The sequence below is a fragment of the Labilibaculum sp. genome, from assembly GCF_041595635.1.
In the GTDB taxonomy this organism is placed as follows: Bacteria; Bacteroidota; Bacteroidia; order Bacteroidales; family Marinifilaceae; genus Labilibaculum.
The window spans coordinates 1-26,046 of the sequence record NZ_JBFHJW010000057.1; the positions used below are offsets into that span (position 1 = coordinate 1).

Here is a 26,046-nt window from a genome sequence, read left to right on the forward strand (position 1 = left end):
GGTAATTTGGTTTTTTGCAATTAGGTTGATTTCCTCTCCATTTAAGAGACAAATAAGAGTAGAGGGAATAGTAAATGTACTACCTAGTAGATTGATTAATTTTTGCCATTTGGTAAGGATATCTTCAGAGATTTGTAGCTGCTTTTTGCGGTTTTCTTGTGTCATTAGATATGTATTGGACTAGTGTAGTATTTTCAAACTTGTATTTGAAGATAAGAACTTGTTTGTGAAAATAATATTCCGATAAAATGAAATAAAATAGACTTTGTACTTTTTCGTTTGTAAGGTATTCGTTATAAAACCCATATAGTTTATTTAAAATAGATACAAATAATAGTTAATGTATGATAGAAGGGATAAATGTTCCATATTGATTCATGAAAATTCATCTTTTTTAGATAAACGGGTGTATGATCAGAGCCTGATACTAGAAGAAAGAGCTGAAAGTTGAGCCTATATTACTAGTGTCAAAGCAGATTTATTTGTCTGCAGTTCGATTTTTGTTTGGTCGGATTTTCCCTTAGAACAGATGGATTTCTTGGTGTTTTGTATCGACTTGTTTGTTGATTAGATAAAAATGAAATTATTTCAGATTATTGGGAGTTCTCAATTACTGGTTAACAACTTCCAATTCGTAATAAGTAGTTTCTGGATCAACAATTCGAGTAAAAGTCATGTTTTTGTTGTTGAGAAGAACTATCTCAGCAGTGGTGTAAATAAGGTTGCCATCAACCAGATGTCCGCCAATGGTATAACCTGTACTATCGGAAACTGAAATGTGAAGATGGTTATTCTTTCCCTTGTCGGCAAAAGTTCCAGTAAGAGAAACAATTTCATAATGACCGCGCAGATGCAAGAGCTCTTTTTGGTTGGCAGGTCGAATGGTTAGTTCTCTTAAACTGCCTACACAGCTAGAAATTGATGCGGCTTGTAAGTGATTGTTGGTAACGAATTGTGTTAATTCTTTTTTTAGATCCATTCCTGGTCGTAAGCGGAGGGCATAGCCTTCAACATTATTTTGCTGGCAGGAAATAAAACCTATAAATAGGGCAAGAAGAACAAAGGCTTTTACTTTTAACATGATTCGATTTTTAGGGAGCTGTAAAATTAAAAAAATAATAAAAGCTAAAGACAGGATGTGGAAATAAAAATAAAAAAGGGAATAGGAGCATTTCAATGATCAATCTGATGAAAACAATGTTGGCAAGTAGAAAGAGAATAGTCTTTATCAGTGAATTTAAGTCTATCTTTGTAGCCCAATTAAGAAACGAAAAAAGAGAAATACCTCTTATCTTCTAACTTTTTTGGGTAATAGTGTGTGTTTCTTCCTATTGCAGACTGAAGCACAAAAAGTAGATTTACAACTAAGTAACAAGAATATGAAAGATCTTTCGAAAGTAGAAAAGATAAACAATGTAATTGAAGAATATTTTAAGGGAAATGTCTCACTTACGATAGCACCAGTAAAAGATTTGATGCCAGCTTTTATTAAAGCAGGGATATTTGCAAAAGATGTGAAAAAAGGACTGCCAATTCGTTTGATTCTTAGGGAATTGGATGCCGAAAATCAGTTGGCTTTAATTCCTTTTGTATATGCAGAAAGACACGGAAATCATACATATTGGTACTTTGTCCCTGCCAATGTAGTTACTCCAGATGTTCCTTATAAACAGGAAATAAAGAAAACAAAAAATGATCCAATAGCCATTCGTTTAAACAGTGATGAAACTTATGTGATAGGATTGTGCGATCAAGTATTGTCATTAAAAGCGAATCGTCAAAAACGATTTGATTTTCTTTTGGGCGATTTGCATAAGAATGGTAAAAAACAAACGAAGCTTCCTGTAGATGCCTACTATGAAGAGCTGCAATTGGTGGTAGAATATAAAGAGATACAAAATTTTAGACCGCGCGCTAATTTTAATCAAGAGGAAGAGGAGGAAAACACAAAAGCAATATCGCGAGAAGAACAACGAAGAATTTATGATGAACGACGAGCTAAAGTTCTTCCAGAGAATGACATTTCGTTGGTGGTAATTTCTTATTCTGATTTTGATTACGATGAGCAAAACAAAATTATTCGTAACGAAGATAGCGATCTTAAAATCGTACAAAAAGCGTTAAAACGTTTTTGCTAGGGAAAGGTAAAACTCATAGAAGGATATAGCTTGACAGAATCGAATGATTGGAACTGTCAAGTTTTTTTGTTTACTATGGAGCTAAAGAAGGTTACTATTGTGTTTAAGATGATTGTCTCCTGAGTATTTATAAATCAACAATTCGATAAAGAAAATATTTTATTCAAAAGACTTATGTTCGGTTTTTCTGAATCAATTAGAATGCATATTCATTTTAGTTATTACTTTTAATTTCTGTTTAATAAATCATAAACTTACATCCTGTGAAATACGCATTAGCACTCTTCTTTTTTTTCCTTTCTTTCGGTTCCAAGGCTCAATATTGGTTGCCTGTATCGGTTGAAAAACTGGTGATTCACCAGTATTACACACTGAGTTATAATGAGGAAAAAGAGCAGGCGAATTGGGTGGCTTACAAGTTAACCAAAGAAATGATTGAAGGAGTTGCAGTTCGAAAAAATAATTTCAGAGAGGATCCCGAAGTCGAAACAGGTTCGGCAAAATTAATTGACTACAAAGGATCGGGTTATGATCGCGGACATCTTTGTCCGGCAGCAGCAATGAAAATTAATGCTGAAGCCATGAGTGAAAGCTTTTACATGAGCAATATGTCGCCGCAAGTGCCTGCTTTTAATCGGGGAAAATGGAAAAGTCTGGAAGCCAAAGTTCGACAATTAACTTTAGAGAATGATTCTCTTTATGTGGTAACAGGCCCTATTTTTAAAGATAACAGAGGTGAAATTGGTCCCGATCATGTGTGCATTCCAGGCTACTACTTTAAGTTAATATACTTTCCTCGTCAAAAGAAAATATTGGCCTACCTTATGCCCAATCGTAAAATTGTAAAGGATATAGATGAATTTATTGTCCCTTTGGATAGTATCGAGCGATTTTCGAACATTCGTTTTGATACTTTTAAGCATACACTTTAATTTTGTTAATGCCATTATTTCTACAAATGGTTGGTGTTTAATGTATGAAAACTGCTAGTCCATAAAAGTGCATATCCAAATCCTTATTGTTGTAAAATAAAGAAGCATTCATGTGTTTTTTGAACGAAGATTGAATTCCTACCCAAAATATATTAGTGGCATGTGATTTTACAGATTCTTTATTCGTATCGTACCGCGCAAAGCACATGGTATTTTTAGAAAAGGAATGATTTCCAAAGATTGAAAAACCATATTGATCTTCATCGGCCAACTTATTTTTGTTGTTTTTTCGGGCAGCTTCTAATCCAAACCCGCCGTTATTTATTTTTTTGGTGATGAAAAAGGAAAGTATATGCTCATGTGTGGCATGTAATTCAATACTATTAAATAATCTGAAGGTGCAAAAATTAGTTTTGAAGGTTTGTCCTGCCATTATTTGATACTTCTTCGAAGAGTTGTTTATTGGCGTATAGTATCCGGAAGTGATTGCTAGATCGTAGGAGAAGCGACTACTCAAATTGTGTTTTAGTATCATTCCAATGTTTCGATTTTCGCCATAGCTAAATTTGTTTTGGAATGTTTTGCTAATGTATCTTAATTGCCAAATTTTACGTTGGTACTTGAATTGTTCTGACACAAGTAAGCCAGCAGAAAATGATAAATCGTGATTGTTATATTGAAAATAAGCTCTTTTTAGATAAGGTTTTCTGTTGTAGGTTTTATTTTGATCTTTTACGTAGGTGTCGCCTGCCAAGCAAAAATTAATATTTCTCGATAGTTGTTGCTTATATACAACCAATGTTCTTTTTATTTCATATTCAAATTTTAACTGCTGCGATGTTTCATTGTTAAAATTCGTATTAGCGAATAATTGAAATTCGAACGAATATTTTTTTTCTCTTATGGTGTTTTGTTGTGCATTTGCAGTAAGACCATAAAAAAAGAAAAGCAGTAGAAGAAAAATATCTCTTCTACTGTTTTTGCAAGGTTTTTTATCTTCAGGTTCTTTATAGTACATTAATAATCATTATGACAGATGCGACTAGTTGAGTTCCTGCAAATAGAAATTTGAGGTTTTTGGGTTTTGAATTTAAAGCCATTTTAGCACCTAAAAAGCCACCAATTAAACCTCCTACTGCAAGAGGTATAGCTAAATGCGGAAGGAAAATTCCAGCCCCAAGATGCCCAAAAAATCCAGCTGCAGCCGAAATGGTAACCAAAGTAGTTGATGTGCCAACGGCTATGTGCATGGGGATATTCATGGTTAGAAGCATTAAAGGAACTAAAAAGGATCCTCCCGAAACGCCTACCATGCCTGAAATAAACCCAGTTAGCAACACAATAGGAACTGTTACCAAAAGGTTTACCTGATATTCTTCACCATTTGATTTCAAAGTGATAACCCAGTAATGGTTGCTCTTGAGTTGTTGTTTTGGTTTTCGTAACATTAGTAAAGCTGCAAAAAACATTACTACGGCAAAGATTCCTTTAAGCAACCTGTCATTAAAATAATGACCTAAAAAACCACCACTCATTGCTGATACAAAAATTAATACCCCAAGTAGGATGATTAATTTCCAGTGATTCATTTTTTGTTTGCTAAAAAGAATTGTAGCCATGAGTGATGAACACATTAAAATAAATTGGCCAGTTGAAGCTGATATATTCATACTAATACCAGATAATACAAGAGTAAGTACATAAAAATTACCCCCTCCTCGTCCTGTCATGGTCATTAAAAAAGCAATAAGCATTATGATGACTGCTAATATCCAAACGTTCATGTTTTATTTATTGAGTTTTTTATACAACTTCCCTGGCATTAAGGCTGCCATCAATGGAGGGTATCCACCTAGAATTATTTTTACATCCTTATATCCCTTGCTTCTCAGATAAATAAAAATGATGGTTGCACGCACTCCCGCTGAACAAAAAACACCAATGGTTTTATCCTTGGGAATTTCGTTGATTCTTTTTGGAACATCATTGGTTGGTATTTCTATTACCTTGCAATGATGCGAAAGTGAAAGCTTAACTGTTTCCAGCTCTTCTTTTGCTCTTACGTCTAAGAAAACTGTGTTTTTGGCTGAAAGAAATTCTTCTGCTTCCATTTTGTGTTTTCCAGTACCAAAGTATTGGAAATCCATTCCACTAATTACGGTTTCTAATTCATTCATTTTATTTTATAATTTTATATTTGGCAAAATAGCCAATTAGATATTTAAATTTTTATCTTTTATTGATAACTTTCATTGCACAACTCATAAAATCAAGCACACAAGGAATGGCTAATCGGTAAAAAATAAAGTTTTTAACTTTTTCACCTTCAATTATTTTATGCTTTTTAAGAACATCAAGATGTTTCGACATGGTAGATATGTCAATACCAACCATTTCAGTAAGCTCTTTTACTGATAGCTCTTTATCTTTTATAGCATGAATAATAAATAAGCGCGTTGGGTGAGCTAAGGCTTTAAAAATCTCAGCTTTTTCTGAAAATTCTTTTTCGATGTCTTTGTTCATGATTCCTATTGTTAAGCGCTTACTTTTTCGTGGTAAACTTAATTGCTATGGTTTATACTGTCGAAAATAAATACGATTGAGTCACTGTATTCTAATTTTAGCTTAAAGTCGTTTTTCTGTTTGGCTAAAGTACAAAATAGATTTTTTAATTCTAGGAAAATATCATGTTTTTATGTCTATAATTTTTTATTCTATTGTGAGGGTTTAAATGAGCATGAAGTTGCTTTAGAAGCCCTAATCTATTTCATAGATATGATTTTGAATATGTATATATGATAAATTTCCATGAAAATGTATAAGCTCTTAAAATTTCAAGTTGTAATTGTTATTTATTGAGAGGTTATTGGATCACTAATATAATGCTTGCTATCAGAGTTAAAACGATGTTGATGGATTGAAACTTCTCAATGGACATAATCGCATTCATTTTTTTTCCGAAAACTGTACCCGCCAGTAATATTGGCATAAATATTAACGATAGTTTTATGGTTTGTAAAGTGATCATGCCAACCTGAAAATACCCAAATATGGCAATTATTGCAGTAACAACACTAAAGGCTGCAAATATTTCGCGGAACTTTCGATTGCTGACTTTTGCTCGGTTAAGAAAAAGAGCCAATGGTGGTCCACTTACCGATACAGCTCCTGTTAGAAAACCTATAAATGCGCCAGCTGACAGATAAGCACGATCTCTCAATTTTTTGTCTTCGGGCATCTTCTTGATGAAGGAAAATATTGTAAGAGCAATAAAGAGTATGCCCGAAAGTCGAACTAAGCATTTTCCATCCGTTGAACTTAAGGCAATAACTCCCGCAATGGTAAAAAGTCCACCGGTTGCGATTAAAAAATAAGATTGTTTATCGAGTAGTTTAATCTCCTTTTTTTGGAGAACAATCATTATCGAGGCAATTAGGTTGCAAATCATTAAAACCGGTATAATCTCTTTTGGGGTATACCACATGAGTAGCAGAGGAAAAGAGAGAAGGGCAAAGCCGAATCCGGTAATCCCCTTAATTAAGCTTGAAAATACAATGATCAATATAATCCAGATGTTTGGCATCGTTTATCGTGTTAAAAAGAATAATGAACCTACAGCTATTACTGCCCACAAAATGATTCCAAGTGCAAAACTTCTCGGTCCGGATTTTTTAATTTCACTAATTGTGATGTTCGATCCAATTAGGAACAAAGCTATTACCATTCCGCGTTTTCCTAACCAACTAAAGTGCGCGTAACTTGTCTGAAAGTTAGGGAAGATATTGGTAAATACTATGGCAATGACGAATAATAGAATAAACCAAGGAAATTTAATTGATTTCTTTTCTCCATTTTTATTCAAAAATGCAATTACTAAGGATAAAGGAATGATCCACAAGGCACGAATAAGTTTTACTGTGGTAGCAATTTGTAAGGCTTTTTCGCCATATGTTGCTCCTGCTCCTACTACCGAGCTAGTGTCGTGAATGGCTATGGCTGCCCAGTTTCCAAATGTTTCCTGACTTAAACCAAAGTAATGCCCGATCATTGGAAATAAGAATAAGGCCACAGCATTTAGGGTAAACACGACTATAAGCGCAAATGAATTTTGATAATTTTTACTGTTTAGTATTGGAGCTACTGCAGCAATGGCGCTACCTCCGCAAATAGCTGTTCCGGTAGCAATTAGTAATGATATATTTTTCTCTACCTTGAAAAGTTTTCCTAATAGAATACCAAGTAGCATAACGCTGATTACCGAAAAAATGGTTTCAATAAATCCATGTTTTGAGGCGGTTATTACTTCGTTTAAACTCATGCCGAAACCCATTAAAACAATAGATGCTTGAAGTGTTTTAGAGGTGTATTTATGAATGTTTTCATGCTTTATTCCAAGTATAGAAAGTATTAATCCAAAAAACAATGCAATGGATGGAGATACAAATGGCAAAAAGCAGGCACCAATAATAACTGAATATAGCCAGTTATAGTTCTTAAACTTTTGCGCTATGTTCGCAAATCCGTTGAATACTTTTACCGTTGTCATATCTATCCTTTTTTCTTACAAAAGTATTGGCCCGATATGATTAAAGCAAATGATAAATTTGTATTGTCGATAACCTGAAGTTATAATAAAAATATTTTAGCTATTTAAAATAGTAGAGAAATTCTTTACCTGATTTTTTGAATCTTTGGTTTTAAGAGTGTGGTGCATTCTGTTTAAGAAAGTTAGGAAGTAAGCTTCGGTATGTTTTTCATGCTCAATTTTGATGCTACCATACTAATTATCAATAATTGCAATGCATGAAATAGCATAAGTGGCAAAAGAATAATACCAATGGTAGCTATGTTTCCAAAAATTATTTTGGAAAATACAGTTCCATGTACCAACGATTTTTTTGTTCCACAAAATTGGGCAGTGATCTGATCTTCGGTATTGAACTTCATTTTTTTTGCTAAAAAACCAGTTAGAAAAAATAGTATGGTAAACAGAGCCAGAACAGCTGTAACAAGCATGAGTAAATCATAAATAGATACTGAATTAAAAATATTTTCATCAAAGGATGCAGCAAAGCTTTTGTAGATGATTAGCAGAATAACCGATTTATCGAATAAAGTTAATAGTTTGCCGTGCTTTCGGGCAAATTCTCCAAAGAATCTTTGCAAGATACTTCCTACTATAACTGGTAAAATTATCTGAACAATAAGTTTAATATAAATATCGATAAAATTAAAATCTGTCTGGGCATTGTGCACAAACAAACCCATCCACAAAGGAGTAAGAACAACGCCAATAATTCCCGATATACTCGCATTGAAAATTGCGGAAGGAATATTTCCTTTTGCTATGGAAACCATTACTACCGATGAAGATACGGTTGAGGGGAGGGCAGCTAAGAAAAAAAAGGCCAACCAAATAATTTCTTGTTCCTCGTTTTGAATCAAGGGGCGACATAGTAGAATCAATAAGGGGAAAATAAAAAAAGTAGATGATTGTACAAGAAGATGTAATTTCCAATTTTTGACTCCTGCTTTTAATTTACTCGGACTCAGTTTTAATCCATAAAAAAAGAAGATAAGTGAAATTCCTATCGCACTAATTGTGTTGATGGGAAATTTATTTTCATGCGTTCCCCAAGCAGGAAAAAAATAAGCGATGCAAATTACGGCTACAACGGATACAATGAATCCATCAATTTTTATTTTCATAAATAGTTTTTTTGTTACAATCAGCTAAATAAAAGTGGTTCGCAAGGGATTTTACTTCTGAATAAGCAAGGAAACAAAGCAAGCAAAATCACTAATAAAATACCCCTAATTTCGAATTCAATGTTAGATACTTTTTTTCATATTTCAGCTTATTTTCACAAGAAAAATTAGAAATCTTAATTGTTTTAAGACATATTTTAATATCATTAACTATTCTTCTAACTCAGGCTGTTCATTTCCATTCATGTATTTTTGAAGTCGGATTTAGGTATCTATATTGTCGACACTTAAGGGTATCCAGCTTCAAATAATTTCCATCAAAAAGCCATTTATTTTGTTGATTTTTTCTTCGATTCGGATAAAGTCATGGTCATTATCATTGGAATTATAATCGTGTTTGTAAAACCAGGTAAGACTACCTTTAGGATTTACAAATACATGTTTATAGCTACTTTATTGTTTTAGCCTAAAATTTCTTTTTGGGTAATAAGACTGTTCATCTCTGTTATACATCTTATTCAAACTGTTTTTAGTAAATATCACAAGTATATTGTTGTAGTAAGAAAAGACAGCTAAGCTCCAAAAAATAGGTATTTACTGAAGTTCTTTACTTAGGGTAATTATTTATTGTTTGGATTTCTTTATTAATTTCCGATAAACAAAGATGAAAATACGTTTATTGCCGAATAATTATCCTGAAAAAACATAATTGGGCTTAAAAAAATTGCTGTCCTAAATTTCCATGTAGAAATTAAGGACAGCAAAAAATAAAACTATAGTATATAATACTCGTTAAGAGAATCAATCTTACGATTCTAATTTTCCATCTTTTTTTCAGTAGTTAGCTGATTTTTGCCTTTAGGTGTTCTCCCTTGGATAGCCTATGTGGCTGATTTTTATTAGAAAAGGCGTTTGTTTCGCCTATGCTTTGTTGTAGCTTGACAAGAACAAACTAGAGTTGCACTATTAATCAATCCTTTATTACATCGATAATGCTTCATTCAATATCATTCTTACATTCTCGTCAGTAGCTGGAGCTTCACCTTTTTTTAGCCCTAGTTCGCTAATTACCATGTGCTTGTAGTTGGAGAATCCGTTTTGTTCCATCATTTTTTTTCCACAAGAAGTTGGGCATCCGTCTATTACTAGCAGATCTTTGGTCTTAAAATTAGTAATGGATTTTTCAATGCCAGCACCAACCATTGCCAGACAGCTCATTTTTCTTTTTCCTGCAACTTGCAGTGCTCTTGCAACTTTGTCTGATATTAAACCTACATCAGATGCACCTGAACAAGACATAACTATGTTGTCTGCAGTGGCACCACATTGGCATTTTTCTTCTTTATTTTCCATAATAATATTAAAAATTATAGTATACTAAAGTACTATTATTTGTTTTACAGTACGAGGTTGAATAAGTAGCCAAGAAGAATGATGAACAAAGTGATGGTACCAAAGAAAATACCGATCATTTTCCACTTCATTACTTTTTTCAAAAGAGTTGCTTCTGGTAATGAGAGTCCTACTACGGCCATCATAAAAGCAATGGCAGTTCCTAGAGGTACACCTTTAGCAACAAATACTTGAATTACAGGAACTATACCTGCAGCATTTGCATACATGGGAACAGCAAGGATTACAGCTAGCGGAATGGCATACCATTTATCGGCAGATAAAAACTCGGTAAAGAAATTCTCAGGAACATAGCCATGCATGGCGGCTCCAATTGCAATTCCGAGAATTACGTACAAAAGTACTTTTCGAACAATATCCCATCCATCTTTAATGATGGAAGGAAGGCGGTCTAGAAATGATAAATTTTCCCCATCCCATTCTTCATTTTCCTGTATTGCGTTGTCTTGAATTTCGCGAACCCAATCGCTTAGGTATTTGTCTAATTTAAGTTTACCAAGGAAAAAACCTCCAATCATACCCATTAAAACACCCGTTCCAGCATAAATCACAGTGGCTTTAATACCGAACAAACCCAAAAACATTGCTACAGCTACTTCATTAACCAAAGGAGAGGTTATTAAATAGGCAAAGGTTACGCCCAAAGGAATTCCTCCTTTTACAAAACCAATAAACAAAGGGATTGATGAGCAGGAACAAAAGGGAGTGACAGCACCAAAAAATGAGGCAAAGAAATATTCCAGACCATACATTTTCTTTGTTGTCAAGTAAATTCGTAATCGGTCTACAGGGAAATATGCATTTATAACTCCCATTAAACTACTAATTAGGAACAGTAGAATTAATATTTTTATGGTATCGTAAAAGAAAAAATTGATTGCTGTTCCTAGGTGTGATTCAGGATTGAGTTTTAACAAATCAAAAGTGAAGGTGTCAATTAAACCAGGTAAATAGTGATAAAGAGCGATTAATAGTGGTAAAACAATCGCTATCGAACCTACCAATAATATTTGGCTTTTTTTAGCCTGATTTACTTCATCAGGGTTTTCTAGAGCATAAGCAACACTTTTTGCTTTGTTCCCATTTTTTGTAAGGATGTTAGACTTATCCATGGTTTCTTTTTTTATATTGTTCGTTAAAACACGAACTAAAAATGTAAATTTTTTAGAAATAAATTGTAATAACATAATACAGTCCAACTAAAATGAACACTACTGCAACTACACGTCTGAACCAGAGTTCAAAATTTTTCAGTTTGTTATAAATAGTACCGATAGAACCAACGCTAAAAGCAATGAGCCAGGCAAATATTATAACTGGAATTCCTGTAGCAATGGCAAAAAACAGGGGCAAATACAAACCACTTGCACTGCTGATTGTCATGGGCATTAGCATTCCAAAATAAAGTACGCCGCTGTATGGGCAAAATGCCAAGGCAAAAACAATTCCCAATAAAAGAACGCCCCCAAAACCACTGTTAGATTTGTTCTCCATTTTTTCGGTTAAAGACCCCACTCCGGGTATTTTAAGTTTTAAAACCCCTAGCATAAACAAGCCAATAATAATAAGAAGTGGTCCCAATAGTTTCTCACCCCATTCCTGAAGGTAACCTGAAAACTCGAATTGGCTTGCACCAAAAAAGAAAAGGAAACCAATAGAAGTATAAGAAATCGCCCGACCTAAAGTATAAACCAAGCCGTTAATAAATACCTTGCGTTGGCTAACAATATCTTTACTGATAAAACCAATTGCGGTAATGTTGGTTGCCAAAGGGCAGGGACTTATGGCCGTCATAAGTCCCAGTATAAATGCCGTGAATATTGGAAACTGTGATGTTTCGAGAAAATTTTGTAATAATTCCATTTTTACATCATTGAATCAATAGTCGATTTCAGTTTGCTCTTCAATTTGTCGGGATTGTTTCGTGCATTTAAAAATGCATCGTTGGTCAAGTTTACCATTTCATCGCCGTTGATAATTAAAAGTGCAGTTCCGCTAATTTTATATTGTTCTACCAATGATTTGTTTGTTGCTTCCTCTCTGTTAATGGATTTAAAAGTTACTTTGTCGCCATAATATTCTTTAATTGCTTCTTTCGAAACAGCTTCTACTGCTTGACAGGTGGCACAACGACGGCTTGCATGAAAATAGTAAGCTTTTACTTCGGCTGATTTTTGATTTTCAGAACAAGTTGTTTTTGTACAGCTTGAAGTATTGGCAGTTGTTGTTCCGCCACAACATTGTGCAGATACGGCAACAATACCCATAAAAAGAATGAAACTTAAGGTGCTGATTAATTTTTTCATTTTGAGTTTTATTTGGTTAAAAAGTTTGCGATTTCATCTACCGTAGGAACTTTTCCTTTTACCACGATTTTTCCATCAATAACTAATGCTGGAGTTGTCATTACGTTAAAATTCATAATTTCAACAATGTCTTCTACTTTTGTAATAGTTGCCTCTACGCCTGTTTTTGCAACTGCTTCTTGGGTAGCTTTTTCAAGCGATTTGCATTTTGCACATCCTGTGCCTAGTACTTTAATTTCCATGATTGCAAGTTCTAAATTGTATAAACTTATTTCGTTTGTTTTTTATTATTCGTTATTCGTAGAACAACGAACATTGTTTTTAAATTTTTTTAGATTTTTAGAAATTGTTTAAAAAGTTGTTGAGCTTCTTTCCAATTTTCTTTGTTGATACAATACTTAATTCTAGGAGATTCTATTTCTCCCTGAATTAATCCGGCATCTTTTAACTCTTTTAGGTGCTGCGATAAGGTTGATTTTGCAATAGGCAATTCGTCGTTTACATCACCGCTGTAGCAACATGTTTGTGTTGAAAGCAATTCCAAGAGATACATCCTTATGGGGTGTCCCATGGCTTTGGCATATCGGGCAGCCCTAATTTGTTTGTCGGTTGTAATTGATTTGATGTTCATTTTCTGTTCGTAATTTCACGAACAAAGATAAGGACTTTTTTTTAGTCTCAAAGTAAAAAGCTTGTTTTTTTATGTGATGGAAAGATTACGCTCTTTTGTAATTTCCATTTGCGAATTGTATTTATTGATATTCAATTTACTATGTGGTTGAGGAGCTTATCTGGACAAAAGATATTCTGTATTTATTACTAGTAAGCTATAGTTTGATTGTTAAATGACAACGATTTCGTTGAAATAATCAGTATTTCCAGATAAACTATGATAAACTTAAAAAAGTTCTTCCTAATTTCGTTCTTGCAGTGAACAAGGAATAAACTATGAGGTACAATAGATTAATTGTATCAATGTCTATTAGCTAATAGTGAGCTGAAAGGATGAAAACTATGCTAGTGATATGATAAGAACTGGAGTTATTTCAGTTGTGATTAATCCTAAGTACATAAAAATATATGCCTTTGTCTGGTTCCTACGTAATGCCTTTTCTTTTTATGTTTATGCAGAAATTATAAAGAAAGAAGTAAAAATGAAATTTAACCCAATCATTACTAAATAAATGGACTTTTCGATACTTTCCGACATTGTTATCATATTTGCATTGTCAACATTAATTAATTTAATTTTCACAAAATTAAAAATACCCACAGTTGTAGGTTATTTGCTAACAGGGATTCTTGCTGGTCCTCATTTGCTTGCATTGGTACATGGAGAGCATGAAATTGAGGTTTTAGCGGAAATAGGTATCATTCTATTGCTTTTTACTATTGGTTTGGAGTTTTCCTTGAAGCATCTGCTTAAAATCAGAAAAATTGTATTTTTTGGTGGCTTGATACAGGTTTTCATCACTGCTGGAATATTTTATGCCACATCAGTTTTTTATGGACTTAATTGGCAAACAAGTTTATTTATTGGTTTTCTTGTTGCTTTGAGCAGTTCTGCGCTTGTGCTGAAAATATTGCAAGAACGTTCTGAGCTCTCTTCAAACTATGGACGAACAATTTTAGGTATTCTTATATTTCAAGATCTGTTATTAGTACCATTGTTATTGTTTACAAATTTACTGGGGCAAAATGACCTTAATATTGCTAGTGAATTGTTATTTCTTGCTCTAAAAGCAATTTTTATCATAGGATTTGTTTACGTAGGGAATAAATGGCTTTTACCAAAACTATTGCAGATTATAGCCATGACAAAAAATCAGGAGTTATTTATGATGAGTATTTTTCTCATTTGTCTCTCCATAGCTCTTTTAACTTCTCAGTTGGGGATGTCTTTGGCATTCGGTGCTTTTTTAGCCGGATTAATGATTTCTGAATCGCAATACAATCATAGTGCATTTTCAAATTTGATTCCATTTAAAGATACTTTTACAAGCTTCTTTTTCGTATCGATTGGTATGCTGTTGGATTTGAAATTCGTGGTTAATAATTATCAACTGCTTATTTTTAGCGTAGTTTTGGTTCTTTTCATCAAAACAATTATTGCTGGAGGTACCGGATTTATTTTAGGACATACCTTACGTGGTACTGTATTAGTGGGACTTGCCTTGAGTCAAGTTGGAGAATTCTCATTTATTCTTGCTAAAATTGGCTTAGATAATTCAATTATTGATGACTATTTTTATCAGCTATTTCTTGCTGTTGCAGTAATAACGATGGCTATAACTCCTTTTTTAATGAATGTTTCAAGGCCGCTGGCAAATCTTCTGTTGAAATTACCATTGCCAAACTTTTTAATCAATGGCTTGTTCCCTTTAAATGAAATTGAAATACCAGATTTTAAGAATCATCTTGTAGTTATTGGAACAGATACAAGTGCCTTAAAACTCTCTTTAATGGCCAAATTAAATAACTTACGTCATGTGTCGATTATTTTTGATCCATTAATTGCGAAAGAAAAAATGCAGAATGGTGATTTGGTGGTTTATGGTGATGCTGTTAATGAACCTATACTACTTAAAGCTCATGTAGATACTGCTGAAATTATTTTAATTTCAGTTGGAAGATTAATACCATCTATGGCTATCATTGAGAAAGTTAGAAGCCTTAATAAAAAGGCATATATTATTGCAAGGGCAAAGCACATTCAAAATGTGGAAGAATTATATCGGCTTGGTGCAGATCAGGTGTTACCCGAAAAACTTGAAATTGCGATCGATTTATTTAACAGGGTTTTGGTTAAGAAATTATACCCTCAGAAAGAGGTGAATCGTATTTTAACGAACATTCGAAATTTGAATTTAGGGGAGTTTTCGGAAAAAGATATGATTAATAAACCAAGTATTTTTGATGAGTTACGGAATATGAATATTTCTGCCATTAAAATTGAACTAAATTCTCCCGCAGAGGGTAAATCACTTTCCGAAATTCAATTACGTAACAAAACAGGTGTTACACTTTTAGCCATAAAACGTGGTTCATCTATAGTTGAACACCCCGTTCCCGATACCATTTTTAAACCTAAAGATATAGTATATGTATTGGGTGATCCTGAACAAGTTAATTTGGCATTTGAATTATTTACTATGGGGTTAGAAATAAATTAGTTATATGTCTTGTATTTAGATGATCTAATTATTGTGATTACTAACAAATACTAATCAATCCGTTTTTTAATGAGATAGGTGATTGTTTTAACGCTACTATCGATCGATGCTTCATTTTGGTTATGAAATGTTCCCATAACTTAACCCACATTTACAATATTATGTTTAACCCATAAGCATGTTAATGTGAGATTTTCCGCTAGGCTATTTACCTAGCGGAAACTTTTTCAGTTTTTACTACAAACTATTTATTTTTAAAAATTTGTCGGAACTGGTCATAGAAATACCACAACGCTCGCTAGGTGTTTGATCATAGGTGTTTCCACAAGTAGGACAAATATAGTACGCCTGGGGCAATTTGCTTACTGAATTATTATTAAGTGCTACCAGTGCATTTTTGTACATTGTCTGGTGTTTTTTCTCCACCTCGAGTGCATAATTAAAACTTATTTGTGCCAGTTGACTTTTAGAATTACTAGCGTCTTTTAAAAAATCAGGGTACATAGTAGTTATCTCATAAGATTCTCCATCGATGGCATCCTGCAGATTCTCCGCAGTTGTTTTAACGGTATAATCAGGGGTGAATTCTGGAATGCTTTCGCCGTATTCAATGAGTACTGATTTGTGATTGTTAGCATGCACCTTTTCGGCTGTTGATGCAGCTTTAAATAGTAAAGCTATGTTGTAAAAGCCTTCCTGCTCTGCTTTTTTCGAATAGGCTGCATATTTGGTCGATGCAGTAGTTTCTCCTTTAAAAGCTTCTTGCAAGTCGCTAATGGTTTTTGATTTGGCTTCGTTGGGAGGTATTTGTTTTTCATTTTCTGCAATTACAACCGGATTTTGAAGTTTCGTGTCCTTACTATTTCCCGTGTTGCATGAACTTAGAGTACCAATAACTATGGCTAGTGCTGATAAGGATAATAAATTTTTCATTTTTTTTAAATTTAATTAATGATTTACACAACAAAGATGACACTGGTACCATTAAAATTTCCTTTAGCCTCTCTTAAGATTGGCTTAAGATTAATTATTTAAAAAATGAAGAAAAAATTGGGTTCCCGCATTTTCTTTACTGTTCACTTTTATTTGTATTCCCTGTATATCGGCTAACATTTTAAGGATATAAAGTCCTAGTCCAGTACTTTGTACTGAAGAACTTCCCGGAACATCAGCTCGGTAAAATCGTTCAAAAATATGGGGCAAATGTTCCTGCTGTATTCCGGGGCCATTATCTTTAAATAACAATGTTTCGGAATCTTTTTGCCAACAGCAATGTATTTGGCCGCGTATATTTCCATATTTTACCGCATTACTAACCAAGTTTCCTAATACCATTTCAAGCAAGCCAAAATCGGCTTGAACCAAGCTTTCTTCAGGTATGTCTATATACATGGTCATGTGTTTATCAATGAGTCTACTCTGCCATTTATTTCGGATTGATTGCAACATATCGTTTAAACGAATTGGCTTTTTTGCAATTGATAAATTTCCTGAGTCTAAACGCGCTAAGTAGAGCAATTGATTGATAATGTAATCTATTGAATCAACTTCCTCAATTACCTGTCGTGCTTTTGCTTCGTACTGTTTTGGCTCACGGGTTTTGCGAATGAGTACCTCTAGTGTTCCTTTAATACTGGTAAGTGGGGTTCTCAATTCGTGTGATATATTGGCGGTAATCTGTTTCTCACGCTTGCGGCCTATTTCTATTCTTTCTAATAATGCATTGATGGTAGTGGTAAGTTGGTAAATTTCATCATGATAATCCGGTAAGGGCAGGCGGGGATTGATATTGTCGTAATTCATTTTTTCGGCATATAAAATCAATTGCTTAATGGGCGCTATACTCCTTGATGCTACTAGAGAAGTAAGCATATAAAAAAATAGGAGCATCAGTGGAAAAGCCACAAAAAACGTATTGCGCAAGTTGGTAAGAATTAAAATGGAATCTACTTGAGATATGCCAATATCAAGTTGTCCGATAATTTTACCCGTTTCAGTAATAATAGGAAATTGTCCTTGTCTTATTTTTTTACCATTAAACTCTACATTGAAAAAAGTATTGATATTCAGGGAATCTGCAAATTGTAAGTGGTCGTTCTGTAAATTTCGAGAATAAAAGATGACCGCTCCTTTTTCATCTACTATCTGTAAAAAAATAGGATCTACTTCAGCTCTGTTGTGCTCTAGTTCTTCCCATTCAGCATTCAAACTAAGTACCAGAGAATCACCTTCGGTTTTTATTTGGGAAAACAACTCATCTTTCTCTTCTAATATGTTGTTATCCAAATATTTGTAAGTTGTGGAGTAAACCACGACATAAACCGTGGCAAATACCACAAGCATAGTAATAGCAGCTGCTATGGTACTAAAAAAAGCTATGCGGTTTTTAAAATGCAGATTCATACTTCTTCGTTTATCCGATAACCTACGCCACGAATGGTTTCAATGAAAGATTCACTGTTTTTAAGGTCGAGTTTTTTGCGAAGGGAATTAATGTAAACATCGATTACCGAGGTGTCGTAGTCAAAGTGAATATCCCATACTTTCTCAATAATACGTGTACGCCTACTTACTTTACCTTTGTTGCTTAGTAAAAATTCGAGCAAGGCAAATTCTTTTTGTGTAAGATCTACATTTTCTCCAGCTTTGCTTACTCGGTGAGAATCTACATCGAGAATAATATCACCGTAGCCTAATACTAGATTTGCAGCATTTTTTGTTCGCATTAGTACACGGATACGTGCCAGTAATTCGTCAAAAGCAAAGGGTTTACGAATGTAGTCGTTGGCTCCGGTTTCAAGACCAAAAACGGCATCGTCGGTGGTATCGCGGGCGGTAAGAAAAATTATAGGTATTGCTGTGTCTTCTTTGCGGATATTTCGGAGTATTTCAATACCGCTTATTCCGGGTAACATCCAGTCAAGTAGAATGATATCGTATTCTTTCAAATAATCAAGAGCCATTTGTAAACCTTGTTTTCCATTATCTGCCGTATCAACAGCAAAACCCTCCTCTTCCAATCCTTCTTTAAGGAAGTTGGCAATGGAGGGTTCGTCTTCAACAATTAAAATTCGCATGTTATAAATATATTTCTAAAACTCACTTTTTCTTATTAAGATAAACCGCGATGACCTACTTATTATCTGAGTTTTGTAAAGTTTCGAAATTGCCAAAACCGAGTTCAACTCCAGCAGCATGTTTAAATACCAATTGACCGCCCAGATAACCTGTACGTGCTACACCTCCAGCAGCAAACATCAGCAATACAAAAGCCAATATTTTTAGCCAGGATATTTCCTTGTTCAGTATATTTAAGACTATTTTAGCTCCTGCGGCAGCTATGGTAAACCAAAGCGTAAAAGCAGCCGCTTCTTCGTGTGACTCCAAGGCCTGTTGTAAAGAACCACCATCCATTCCATCGCCAGCTGCATCGCCTGTAAAATAGGCTATAATGGCACCCAGAGCAGCCAATATCAAAATATAAAAGGTAGCTTGACGATAAAACTCTTTCTTAAGTACAATTCCAAGTATTTCCGTGAAAAATGCTACTAATACCAAAGCAACTGGAAAATGGACAATCATGGCATGTAAATGTGTCGCTGTAAACATAGTTTTCAATTTTAATGTTTATGCAAATATTGAACTATTCATGTTTAAATTAGCTTAAGTAAAACTTAAAATTGGCTTAAGATTTACAAATATTCCTTTAGTCTTTGGAATGGATCATTTAAAATAATTGGTTAAATCAAATTCCTGTTTATTGGATTGTTAATGATATTGTGATTGATAAGTATAGTAAATTAAGTTTTATTGATGGTTCCTAGAATCTAAATATTATCCCATTAGGGTGCAAAAAATCACTCATCGTAGCTAATCAATATCAATGCAAAATATTGCAGGTTTTGCTAACCTACATTAGTGAAGCGTTAGCTTCTGAATTTTCGAAACTTAATATGGTTTCATGATGGAGATTAGTCATATGAAAGGAGAGGGTAAGGGGTGAGATTCCCCTTTTACCTAGCCAATATTTTGATTATTAGAAAAGAATCACTTTTAATTTAGCTGATTCTAAAAATCACTTTGTTGTCATTTTTACCATAAAATTCAGGAAGCTCGGCTACTTTTTCGCAACCATAAGCAAGGTAAAATTGACGAGTTGGTTCGTAGAGTGGACGAGAAGCTGTTTCAATCCAGATATTTTTTCCACCTCTCTTGTGGATGTCCTCAACAGCCATATCCATCAGAATTCTTCCCACTCCTTTACCTCGTAATGATTTATGAACAGCAATCCAATACAGGTCGAAACTACTTTCGGTACCTGGAATATTGCCATAACAGGTAAAAGCAAGAGGTGTACCATTTTCTTCAGCAATATTGAAAATATATCCGCTTTTTTCTTCGCCTTTTTCGAGATTTTCCTGAGCCAATTCCATCACGATCTCAACCTCTGAATCATAGAAAAAACCTGTAGAAATCAGTATTTCTTTTAAGTGGGAAAAATCCGAAGGTTTAAGTTTATTTCTGAAATTTGTCATTTTTAATTCAAATCAGTTAAAATTCTTTTGATCACTTCGCAGTGTGAATAACCACGGTGCTCTATGGCCGCAATAAAACCACTGTCAGGAGCAATACAAGGGTTCCCATTGATTTCCAAAATGTAAATATTGTCCAGTTTATCGAGCCTGAAATCGATACGAGCGTAACCGTGCAAATTAAAAACTTTCCAACTTTTTATGCAAATATCAATCAATTCCTGCTTTAAAACTGGGTGACATTCAAGGGTGCCAAATGAGCGATTGGTTTGATTGTATTCTTCGCTAGTTTCGTCCCATTTGGCTTTATAACCCACAATGTTTGGCTTATCTTTAAAATATTCAGAGAATATCATTTCGGCTGGTGGTAAGACTTCTGGACCATTTTTACTTGCCAGAATACTTATATTAAACTCGCGTCCATCAATAAACTCTTCAATAAAAAATTGAGAAACTGCTAATTTTTTTATTCTATTTACCTTATCAGAATCGGCTAGTGAAAAAATTGATTCTTCAGAAATACCAACTGAGGCTTCTTCCCAAATGGGTTTTACAATGTATTTTTTTTGTGGGTTTAACAAATGAATCTCATTTATGGTAAAAAATGGAGCCGTGGGTAGGTCATCTTTCAGCATCATTTTTTTTGCTAAAACTTTATTTGTTGTGACAAATAAGGCATCCAAAGGAACACCAGTATAAGGAATTTTAAATGAATTAAGCATGGCAGGGGCAAAATAGATCAATTCACCTTTTCCCCAGGTAGCTTCCACCAAATTAAAAACAATATCTGGTTTTGATGATGCCACAGCCTGGAGATCAGCTTTTAGCTGATCTCCAACGGTTAAGCTTTTTACTTCATAACCCAAACTTGCGCATGCTTTACTGACGAGTTCTTTTTGCTCTAATACATCCAGTTCATCGGGTGTGTTATTTTCAATTTTATTATGAAGAATAATTACTTTTTGCATGGTACGGAGTTTCTTTTTATGGCAGATTTTAACACCTCATCAATAATTTCCTGGTAACCAATTCCGTTCAGTTTACACAAAATTGGTAAATCGGAGGTGAGCGGATTTAAACCAGCTAAGGGATTTACCTCAATAAAACTCATTCTTCCTAATTTGTCAATCTTCATATCTACTCTGCCTCCATCAAAGCAATTTAGTGCTTTCCAAACATTCAGAGCTAGTTCTTCACACTCTTTTAAAAGTTGATCCTTAACGGCGATATAGTCAACAATCTCTTCATAATTTTCCTTATTTTCATAGGAATAGATATTGTTTGTGCTGTTCTTATAAACAATTTCCATGCCTCCAGGAACAAAAGCTTCATTTCCGGTTCCCAAAACACCGACTGTAAATTCTCTTCCTGGCAAATATTCTTCGATCAATACCGGTTGGTTAAATTTTTCGAGTAGCTTACTACAAACTTCCAATAATTCCGTTTTGGAATTTATTTTTGATTTGGAGTCGATGCCTTTGCCTGTTCCTTCTGATATGGGTTTGGCAAAGAGAGGATATTCGAGTTGGATGAGATCAATATCTTCTATTTTTGTAAGCACAAAGAAATCGGGTGTATTGATATTGCTGTCTCTGATAATTTGCTTTGCAAATGCTTTATTCAAGGAAATACCCAAGGTAACAGGTCCTGAAAAAACATAAGGAATTTTATAGTTGTCGAGAAGGGCAGGCACTAAGGACTCACGACCTTCACCATAAAGTCCTTCTGTGATATTGAACACCATTTCCCATCGTTCACCGTTTAACAATTGTTTCATCAATGATTTTGAATTCCCAATTCTCTCTGTGCGATGTCCCGCCTTTTGAATAGCCTGTTCGATACCCTCGATGGTACTTTCCTTATCAAATTCGGCAGTTTCTTCCATCGAATATCCGTCATTGAGGTAATCTGACCTCAAATCATATGTAATTCCTATTTTCATTTTTTATTTTACCCTTGTTGATAAAAATCCTTCAAAAAAGTTACGCGCATTAATTCCTATGGTTCTGTTTTTATAGCCACCTTCCTGCACAAACAAAATGGGGTAGGATTGTTTGCCAATTTCCATGCCGTTGTTTGCAAAGTCAGAAGCTTTTAGCGACCAAGTCCCTGTTGGATCTCCTTTTGCAATATCAAGTCCTAGACTGATAACAAGATAATCTGGATTAAAGCCAGCAATTTTTTTCAATGCTTTTTTTAAAACAATCAGATATTCTTCTCCTGAAATGTTTTCCTTGAGAGGAAAATTCAGGTTGAAACCTAATCCATCTTCTTCCCCCGTTTCATCCGAAAACCCTGTAAAATAGGGGTAAGCAAAAGTAGGATTCCCATGAATAGATACCGTAAACACATCATTTCTCGAATAAAAAATTTGTTGATGTCCATTTCCGTGATGATAATCAATATCAAGAATTGCAATTTTTCCATAATTCGATAGAAAATGAGCTGCAATGGATGAGTTGTTAAAGTAACAGAAACCACCAAAAACGTCTCTTTCTGCATGGTGTCCAGGAGGTCTCACCAAAGCATAAGCACTATGGTATCCCTCCAATAATAGTTCAGCTCCGGTAAGTGCACAATTTACTCCCGAACGTGCAGCAACAAACGCATTTTTATTCAGTGGAGTAAAGGTGTCAATGCAATAATATCCTGCCAAAACCGATAAATCCTTTGGAGGTCTGGTGGCGTTCCTTACTGGGAAAACATAGGGATAAATGGATTTTCCTTCAGGAAAACTATCACATACTGTTTTAAAATAAGTGAAATATTTAGGATTGTGTACTGCTGTGATATGTTTGTCTGGAAAACCTCTGGAAGGTCTTGTTTTAAAAGCCTCTAATTTGGTAATTTCTTTTAAAATACTTGAAATTCGTACCGGAGATTCAATATAGCCTCTTTCCCTAACATGATGAATATCGTGTTTGTCATTAATAATAAGTGGAATGAGGTTTTTAATTGCCTTGTTTTTTTCTCTAGGTCTATTTTTTACAATATATTTAAATTTTCGCAATTGCACCGGATTGTCTTTCACCGAAGCTACTACCATTTTCACATAATCCTCAGGACAATAGTTCGGGTATTTTCGTTGTAAAATGGCTTTAATGATTTTTTTCGCTTCACTAGCAGATAACTTGTAGTCGTAACCTAAATCATCAAATAGTAGGTAAGGAGGACAATCATCTTCTGGATTTACTGGCACCTCATAACTAGTCCCAATTATTGGACGGGCACCATAACGCTCATAAAAAGCAAGGCGTGCTTTGTTTTGCTCTATTTCACTTTTGTCTTGGCACAAAGCTTCATCATCTGGTAGGCATTCCATAAAAACACCAATCGATTTAAGAAGTTGGGCTTCCTCTCTGATTCTTTCGTAAATGGCACCTCCAACACCAGAAGAGGTTCTTCCTGGTTTTACTGCGATATAATCCAGATAACAGAAATGAGTATCGGGCATGTAAAAAAGTATGGCAAAGCCCTTCACGTTGTAGCGACCATCTTCAGCTACAAATAGTGTAGATGAAAATTGGTATTTTAAAGGATTCTTCATTTGCTCGAGAATTTCATTGATTTTATCTTCTTTTACCGAAGAAAAATGAATTCTCAAAATATCAAAAACTTGCTCAATGGCATGTTTGTTAGAAGGATGGAAAGAATCTGTTACCTTCCTAATTTTAAATAGGCTCATTTGATGGGATCGTAATACTTATAAATATTGCCTTCAAAATTTTTCATTACAACATAATCTCCATCTCGACCCTGATAATATTCAGGTAGCAAAGGAACTTTTCCACCTCCGCCAGGGGCATCAATTACATAATGAGGAATTGCATAGCCAGAGATAAATCCGCGAAGTCCGTGAATAATCTCTAATCCTTTCGAAACAGGAGTTCTAAAATGAGACGAGCCAGGGATGGGGTCACATTGATAAACATAGTAAGGACGTATTCTGATTTTAAGCAGTTTAAGCATTAACTTTTTCATGGTTTCCACATTGTCGTTGATGCCTTTTAGTAGTACGGTCTGACTTCCCAAAACAATACCTGTATCCACAAGTCGAGTAACTGCCTCTTTTACTTCAGGGGTTATTTCGTCGGGGTGAGTGACGTGAATACTCAAATATAGTGGGTGATATTTCTTCAGCATCTTCACTAGTTTTTTGGTGATGCGCTGAGGGAGAACCATAGGCACTTTTGTTCCAATTCGGATGATTTCAACATGTGAAATTGCCCGTAGAGAGGAAATTAAAAATTCAAGATGCTTGTCGTTCATGGTCAAAGGATCTCCTCCGGAAATAAGAACATCACGTACCTCTGGATGGTTTTTGATGTAATTGATAGAGTCGGCCCAAGCTTTTGTTCCATAATGTTTTTTGTCTTTAAGCACCATGTGTGATCGTGTACAATAGCGACAATAAGTAGAGCAAAAACCTGTGGAAAGTAATAAAACTCTATCAGGATAGCGATGAACCAAATTAGGAACAGGACACATACTATCTTCGTGTAGAGGATCAGATTCTTCCCCTTCAGAAATGATTAATTCTTGTTTTGAAGGGACAACGGACTTTGCAATTGCAAAATCATTGTCTTTATTATCCAATAAACTGGCATAATAAGGAGTAATCCGCAAAGGTAATTTTCTTGATTTCGATAAAAATTCAATGTCATCAATAGTACTAACATCAATTACTTCGGATAACTTACTGAATTGAGTGTAACTATTTTGAATTTGCCAGCGCCAACTATTCCATTGCTTGTCGGTAGCAAGAGGAAAAAACTTCGTTCTAAATTTTCCTGTAGCCTCACTGATTACATTAAAATCAGAGCTGGGAATTTTAGAATTTACAAATGGATGTTCTGCTGAAACAGTTGTTAAAGGAATAACTTCAGCATTGTGCTCCGCCTCCGGAAGAGGGGGTTCATCTACAGATTTCGAAAGATCTTTATTCATCTTATTTTTATTTGCTTTTATATATCAAACTTACATTTTTCTGTGCTTTGATCACAAGTTTTTATAAAAAATTTCATTAAAATAAATGCTATGGTTTTGAGGTGCGATATATTGGACTTTGTGGGGTGCTTCTAGATCAAATGAAAAAACAAATAGGATGGGAAAACTCATTCATAACCAGCTGTTTGGTAGCTTGTATTTTGTCTGATGTTTTGTGCCTTAGTATTATTTATAGTTTGGTGGTTCTTAGATGTTTTTTAAGAGTAATTTGGTTCGTATAACATACAAAATGCATATACTAGCAAATAAGATCATCTTGGTTAATTGAATATTGTGGTTTTTCTTTTGGAATTTAACTTTTTTTCAGATTTAGGAAGCCTCATTGTTAAAAATTATGCCTTTTAACTTATCGTATATTATCAGTTTCTACTTCGCTTAAAATGGCTATTACTTATTCTCTTGTCTAATGCTTTTTCATACTATAATGTAACTGCTTTAATTTTACTCTAGGCTTTTTTGATCTAGATTATGTTATTTTTTTGTTTGCATTTTTTGTTTGCATTTTTTGTTGTTGATACCTAAAGAAGTTTCTGAGTTTACAGAGGGTTTCCTTAATTGATTGTATTGTGCATCCTAATAAAATTTTACATTTGTCAATGTAAAATTTCCATAGTGTTTAGAGATGTTTTACAGGTTTATCATTTCGCGAATTAAATGCATCTGGTAGTTTAGCCCCATGCCACCCCACACTCTTCTCACCCTTCGCCATCTTCAAAGCAAGATTCGCCTCATCCGCGCCATCCATCTCTACAAGCTAAAATTTGAAGAGCTCACAGCAGAGGAGGAGAGAAGCACCCGACTCGAATTATCCGATTTCGATCTCCTCCAGGAAGAAA

General features: G+C 34.4%; 26 protein-coding genes. 3 read left to right on the forward strand and 23 right to left on the reverse strand.

From position 1 onward, the window contains the following. Window positions 1-610 precede the first annotated feature (610 nt). Window positions 611-1,081 (reverse strand): PPC domain-containing DNA-binding protein, encoded by a 471-nt coding sequence (locus ABYT26_RS14045; protein ID WP_372754971.1) that lies wholly within the window; start codon window positions 1,079-1,081, stop codon window positions 611-613. A gap of 298 nt (window positions 1,082-1,379) precedes the next feature. On the opposite strand from ABYT26_RS14045, the gene ABYT26_RS14050 reads away from it, so the two are divergent. Both ABYT26_RS14050 and ABYT26_RS14055 read left to right on the forward strand, forming a co-directional pair. After that, window positions 1,380-2,138 carry a hypothetical protein gene (locus tag ABYT26_RS14050; protein ID WP_372754973.1) on the forward strand — a complete coding sequence of 253 codons (759 nt, stop codon included), beginning with the start codon at window positions 1,380-1,382 and terminating at the stop codon, window positions 2,136-2,138. A gap of 263 nt (window positions 2,139-2,401) precedes the next feature. Next, window positions 2,402-3,070: a DNA/RNA non-specific endonuclease gene (locus ABYT26_RS14055; RefSeq protein ID WP_372754975.1), complete on the forward strand. Its 669-nt coding sequence runs from the start codon at window positions 2,402-2,404 to the stop codon at window positions 3,068-3,070. A gap of 37 nt (window positions 3,071-3,107) precedes the next feature. On the opposite strand, the gene ABYT26_RS14060 is transcribed toward ABYT26_RS14055, so the two are convergent. The 13 genes from ABYT26_RS14060 to ABYT26_RS14120 form a co-directional block, all read right to left on the reverse strand. Next, window positions 3,108-4,088: a hypothetical protein gene (locus ABYT26_RS14060; RefSeq protein WP_372754977.1), complete on the reverse strand. Its 981-nt coding sequence runs from the start codon at window positions 4,086-4,088 to the stop codon at window positions 3,108-3,110. Further along, window positions 4,078-4,854, reverse strand: a complete 777-nt coding sequence (locus ABYT26_RS14065) for a sulfite exporter TauE/SafE family protein (RefSeq protein ID WP_372754979.1) — start codon at window positions 4,852-4,854, stop codon at window positions 4,078-4,080. Before ABYT26_RS14065 ends, ABYT26_RS14060 begins: the two co-directional genes overlap by 11 nt. Before the next feature lie 3 nt (window positions 4,855-4,857). Continuing rightward, on the reverse strand, window positions 4,858-5,247 hold the full coding sequence (locus ABYT26_RS14070; protein WP_372754981.1) for a rhodanese-like domain-containing protein: 390 nt from the start codon (window positions 5,245-5,247) through the stop codon (window positions 4,858-4,860). Between the two features lie 52 nt (window positions 5,248-5,299). Further along, window positions 5,300-5,593, reverse strand: a complete 294-nt coding sequence (locus ABYT26_RS14075; protein WP_372754983.1) for an ArsR/SmtB family transcription factor — start codon at window positions 5,591-5,593, stop codon at window positions 5,300-5,302. A 340-nt stretch (window positions 5,594-5,933) separates the two neighbouring features. Next, window positions 5,934-6,653: a sulfite exporter TauE/SafE family protein gene (locus ABYT26_RS14080; RefSeq protein WP_372754985.1), complete on the reverse strand. Its 720-nt coding sequence runs from the start codon at window positions 6,651-6,653 to the stop codon at window positions 5,934-5,936. Between the two features lie 3 nt (window positions 6,654-6,656). Continuing rightward, a complete protein-coding gene (locus ABYT26_RS14085; RefSeq protein WP_372754987.1) occupies window positions 6,657-7,616 on the reverse strand; it encodes a YeiH family protein in 960 nt (319 codons plus the stop codon). A 182-nt stretch (window positions 7,617-7,798) separates the two neighbouring features. Further along, a complete protein-coding gene (locus ABYT26_RS14090; protein WP_372754989.1) occupies window positions 7,799-8,779 on the reverse strand; it encodes a bile acid:sodium symporter family protein in 981 nt (326 codons plus the stop codon). Between the two features lie 981 nt (window positions 8,780-9,760). Then, on the reverse strand, window positions 9,761-10,132 hold the full coding sequence (locus ABYT26_RS14095) for a putative zinc-binding protein (protein ID WP_372754991.1): 372 nt from the start codon (window positions 10,130-10,132) through the stop codon (window positions 9,761-9,763). Between the two features lie 44 nt (window positions 10,133-10,176). Beyond that, a complete protein-coding gene (locus tag ABYT26_RS14100) occupies window positions 10,177-11,304 on the reverse strand; it encodes a permease (RefSeq protein WP_372754993.1) in 1,128 nt (375 codons plus the stop codon). A gap of 52 nt (window positions 11,305-11,356) precedes the next feature. Further along, entirely contained in the window at window positions 11,357-12,055 is a 699-nt protein-coding gene (locus tag ABYT26_RS14105) for an aromatic aminobenezylarsenical efflux permease ArsG family transporter (protein WP_372754995.1), read from the reverse strand. A gap of 2 nt (window positions 12,056-12,057) precedes the next feature. Then, window positions 12,058-12,498: a nitrophenyl compound nitroreductase subunit ArsF family protein gene (locus ABYT26_RS14110; protein ID WP_372754997.1), complete on the reverse strand. Its 441-nt coding sequence runs from the start codon at window positions 12,496-12,498 to the stop codon at window positions 12,058-12,060. 8 nt (window positions 12,499-12,506) lie between these two features. Next, window positions 12,507-12,740: a thioredoxin family protein gene (locus ABYT26_RS14115; RefSeq protein ID WP_372754999.1), complete on the reverse strand. Its 234-nt coding sequence runs from the start codon at window positions 12,738-12,740 to the stop codon at window positions 12,507-12,509. An 89-nt stretch (window positions 12,741-12,829) separates the two neighbouring features. Next, a complete protein-coding gene (locus ABYT26_RS14120) occupies window positions 12,830-13,129 on the reverse strand; it encodes an ArsR/SmtB family transcription factor (protein WP_372755001.1) in 300 nt (99 codons plus the stop codon). 595 nt (window positions 13,130-13,724) lie between these two features. On the opposite strand from ABYT26_RS14120, the gene ABYT26_RS14125 reads away from it, so the two are divergent. Beyond that, the gene (locus ABYT26_RS14125; protein ID WP_372755003.1) at window positions 13,725-15,671 is read left to right on the forward strand and encodes a cation:proton antiporter; all 1,947 of its coding nucleotides are present in this window, start codon (window positions 13,725-13,727) and stop codon (window positions 15,669-15,671) included. A gap of 237 nt (window positions 15,672-15,908) precedes the next feature. Here ABYT26_RS14125 and ABYT26_RS14130 read toward each other — a convergent pair whose 3' ends face one another. The 9 genes from ABYT26_RS14130 to ABYT26_RS14170 form a co-directional block, all read right to left on the reverse strand. Then, complete coding sequence (locus ABYT26_RS14130; protein ID WP_372755005.1) at window positions 15,909-16,604, reverse strand: rubrerythrin family protein; 696 nt, start codon at window positions 16,602-16,604, stop codon at window positions 15,909-15,911. Window positions 16,605-16,694: 90 nt separating this feature from the next. Beyond that, window positions 16,695-18,074: a sensor histidine kinase gene (locus tag ABYT26_RS14135; protein ID WP_372755007.1), complete on the reverse strand. Its 1,380-nt coding sequence runs from the start codon at window positions 18,072-18,074 to the stop codon at window positions 16,695-16,697. After that, the gene (locus ABYT26_RS14140; RefSeq protein WP_372755009.1) at window positions 18,071-18,748 is read right to left on the reverse strand and encodes a response regulator transcription factor; all 678 of its coding nucleotides are present in this window, start codon (window positions 18,746-18,748) and stop codon (window positions 18,071-18,073) included. Before ABYT26_RS14140 ends, ABYT26_RS14135 begins: the two co-directional genes overlap by 4 nt. A gap of 55 nt (window positions 18,749-18,803) precedes the next feature. Beyond that, window positions 18,804-19,280, reverse strand: coding sequence for a DUF2231 domain-containing protein (locus ABYT26_RS14145; RefSeq protein ID WP_372755011.1), 477 nt, complete (start codon window positions 19,278-19,280; stop codon window positions 18,804-18,806). A gap of 449 nt (window positions 19,281-19,729) precedes the next feature. Then, window positions 19,730-20,206 carry a GNAT family N-acetyltransferase gene (locus ABYT26_RS14150; protein WP_372755013.1) on the reverse strand — a complete coding sequence of 159 codons (477 nt, stop codon included), beginning with the start codon at window positions 20,204-20,206 and terminating at the stop codon, window positions 19,730-19,732. A gap of 2 nt (window positions 20,207-20,208) precedes the next feature. Beyond that, window positions 20,209-21,171, reverse strand: coding sequence for an ATP-grasp domain-containing protein (locus ABYT26_RS14155; protein ID WP_372755015.1), 963 nt, complete (start codon window positions 21,169-21,171; stop codon window positions 20,209-20,211). Beyond that, window positions 21,159-22,145, reverse strand: coding sequence for a hypothetical protein (locus ABYT26_RS14160; protein WP_372755017.1), 987 nt, complete (start codon window positions 22,143-22,145; stop codon window positions 21,159-21,161). The genes ABYT26_RS14155 and ABYT26_RS14160 overlap by 13 nt, the downstream gene beginning before the upstream one ends. Before the next feature lie 3 nt (window positions 22,146-22,148). Beyond that, entirely contained in the window at window positions 22,149-23,888 is a 1,740-nt protein-coding gene (locus ABYT26_RS14165) for a GNAT family N-acetyltransferase (protein ID WP_372755019.1), read from the reverse strand. Continuing rightward, window positions 23,885-25,150 carry a KamA family radical SAM protein gene (locus tag ABYT26_RS14170; RefSeq protein WP_372755021.1) on the reverse strand — a complete coding sequence of 422 codons (1,266 nt, stop codon included), beginning with the start codon at window positions 25,148-25,150 and terminating at the stop codon, window positions 23,885-23,887. Before ABYT26_RS14170 ends, ABYT26_RS14165 begins: the two co-directional genes overlap by 4 nt. Between the last annotated feature and the right edge of the window lie 896 nt (window positions 25,151-26,046).

Bases quoted from the DNA above. Each gene is read 5' to 3' on its own strand.
- ABYT26_RS14045 (WP_372754971.1), bottom strand. From the start codon at position 1,081: ATGTTAAAAGTAAAAGCCTTTGTTCTTCTTGCCCTATTTATAGGTTTT.
- ABYT26_RS14050 (WP_372754973.1), top strand. From the start codon at position 1,380: ATGAAAGATCTTTCGAAAGTAGAAAAGATAAACAATGTAATTGAAGAA.
- ABYT26_RS14060 (WP_372754977.1), bottom strand. From the start codon at position 4,088: ATGTACTATAAAGAACCTGAAGATAAAAAACCTTGCAAAAACAGTAGA.
- ABYT26_RS14065 (WP_372754979.1), bottom strand. From the start codon at position 4,854: ATGAACGTTTGGATATTAGCAGTCATCATAATGCTTATTGCTTTTTTA.
- ABYT26_RS14070 (WP_372754981.1), bottom strand. From the start codon at position 5,247: ATGAATGAATTAGAAACCGTAATTAGTGGAATGGATTTCCAATACTTT.
- ABYT26_RS14075 (WP_372754983.1), bottom strand. From the start codon at position 5,593: ATGAACAAAGACATCGAAAAAGAATTTTCAGAAAAAGCTGAGATTTTT.
- ABYT26_RS14080 (WP_372754985.1), bottom strand. From the start codon at position 6,653: ATGCCAAACATCTGGATTATATTGATCATTGTATTTTCAAGCTTAATT.
- ABYT26_RS14085 (WP_372754987.1), bottom strand. From the start codon at position 7,616: ATGACAACGGTAAAAGTATTCAACGGATTTGCGAACATAGCGCAAAAG.
- ABYT26_RS14090 (WP_372754989.1), bottom strand. From the start codon at position 8,779: ATGAAAATAAAAATTGATGGATTCATTGTATCCGTTGTAGCCGTAATT.
- ABYT26_RS14095 (WP_372754991.1), bottom strand. From the start codon at position 10,132: ATGGAAAATAAAGAAGAAAAATGCCAATGTGGTGCCACTGCAGACAAC.
- ABYT26_RS14100 (WP_372754993.1), bottom strand. From the start codon at position 11,304: ATGGATAAGTCTAACATCCTTACAAAAAATGGGAACAAAGCAAAAAGT.
- ABYT26_RS14105 (WP_372754995.1), bottom strand. From the start codon at position 12,055: ATGGAATTATTACAAAATTTTCTCGAAACATCACAGTTTCCAATATTC.
- ABYT26_RS14110 (WP_372754997.1), bottom strand. From the start codon at position 12,498: ATGAAAAAATTAATCAGCACCTTAAGTTTCATTCTTTTTATGGGTATT.
- ABYT26_RS14115 (WP_372754999.1), bottom strand. From the start codon at position 12,740: ATGGAAATTAAAGTACTAGGCACAGGATGTGCAAAATGCAAATCGCTT.
- ABYT26_RS14120 (WP_372755001.1), bottom strand. From the start codon at position 13,129: ATGAACATCAAATCAATTACAACCGACAAACAAATTAGGGCTGCCCGA.
- ABYT26_RS14130 (WP_372755005.1), bottom strand. From the start codon at position 16,604: ATGAAAAATTTATTATCCTTATCAGCACTAGCCATAGTTATTGGTACT.
- ABYT26_RS14135 (WP_372755007.1), bottom strand. From the start codon at position 18,074: ATGAATCTGCATTTTAAAAACCGCATAGCTTTTTTTAGTACCATAGCA.
- ABYT26_RS14140 (WP_372755009.1), bottom strand. From the start codon at position 18,748: ATGCGAATTTTAATTGTTGAAGACGAACCCTCCATTGCCAACTTCCTT.
- ABYT26_RS14145 (WP_372755011.1), bottom strand. From the start codon at position 19,280: ATGTTTACAGCGACACATTTACATGCCATGATTGTCCATTTTCCAGTT.
- ABYT26_RS14150 (WP_372755013.1), bottom strand. From the start codon at position 20,206: ATGACAAATTTCAGAAATAAACTTAAACCTTCGGATTTTTCCCACTTA.
- ABYT26_RS14155 (WP_372755015.1), bottom strand. From the start codon at position 21,171: ATGCAAAAAGTAATTATTCTTCATAATAAAATTGAAAATAACACACCC.
- ABYT26_RS14160 (WP_372755017.1), bottom strand. From the start codon at position 22,145: ATGAAAATAGGAATTACATATGATTTGAGGTCAGATTACCTCAATGAC.
- ABYT26_RS14165 (WP_372755019.1), bottom strand. From the start codon at position 23,888: ATGAGCCTATTTAAAATTAGGAAGGTAACAGATTCTTTCCATCCTTCT.
- ABYT26_RS14170 (WP_372755021.1), bottom strand. From the start codon at position 25,150: ATGAATAAAGATCTTTCGAAATCTGTAGATGAACCCCCTCTTCCGGAG.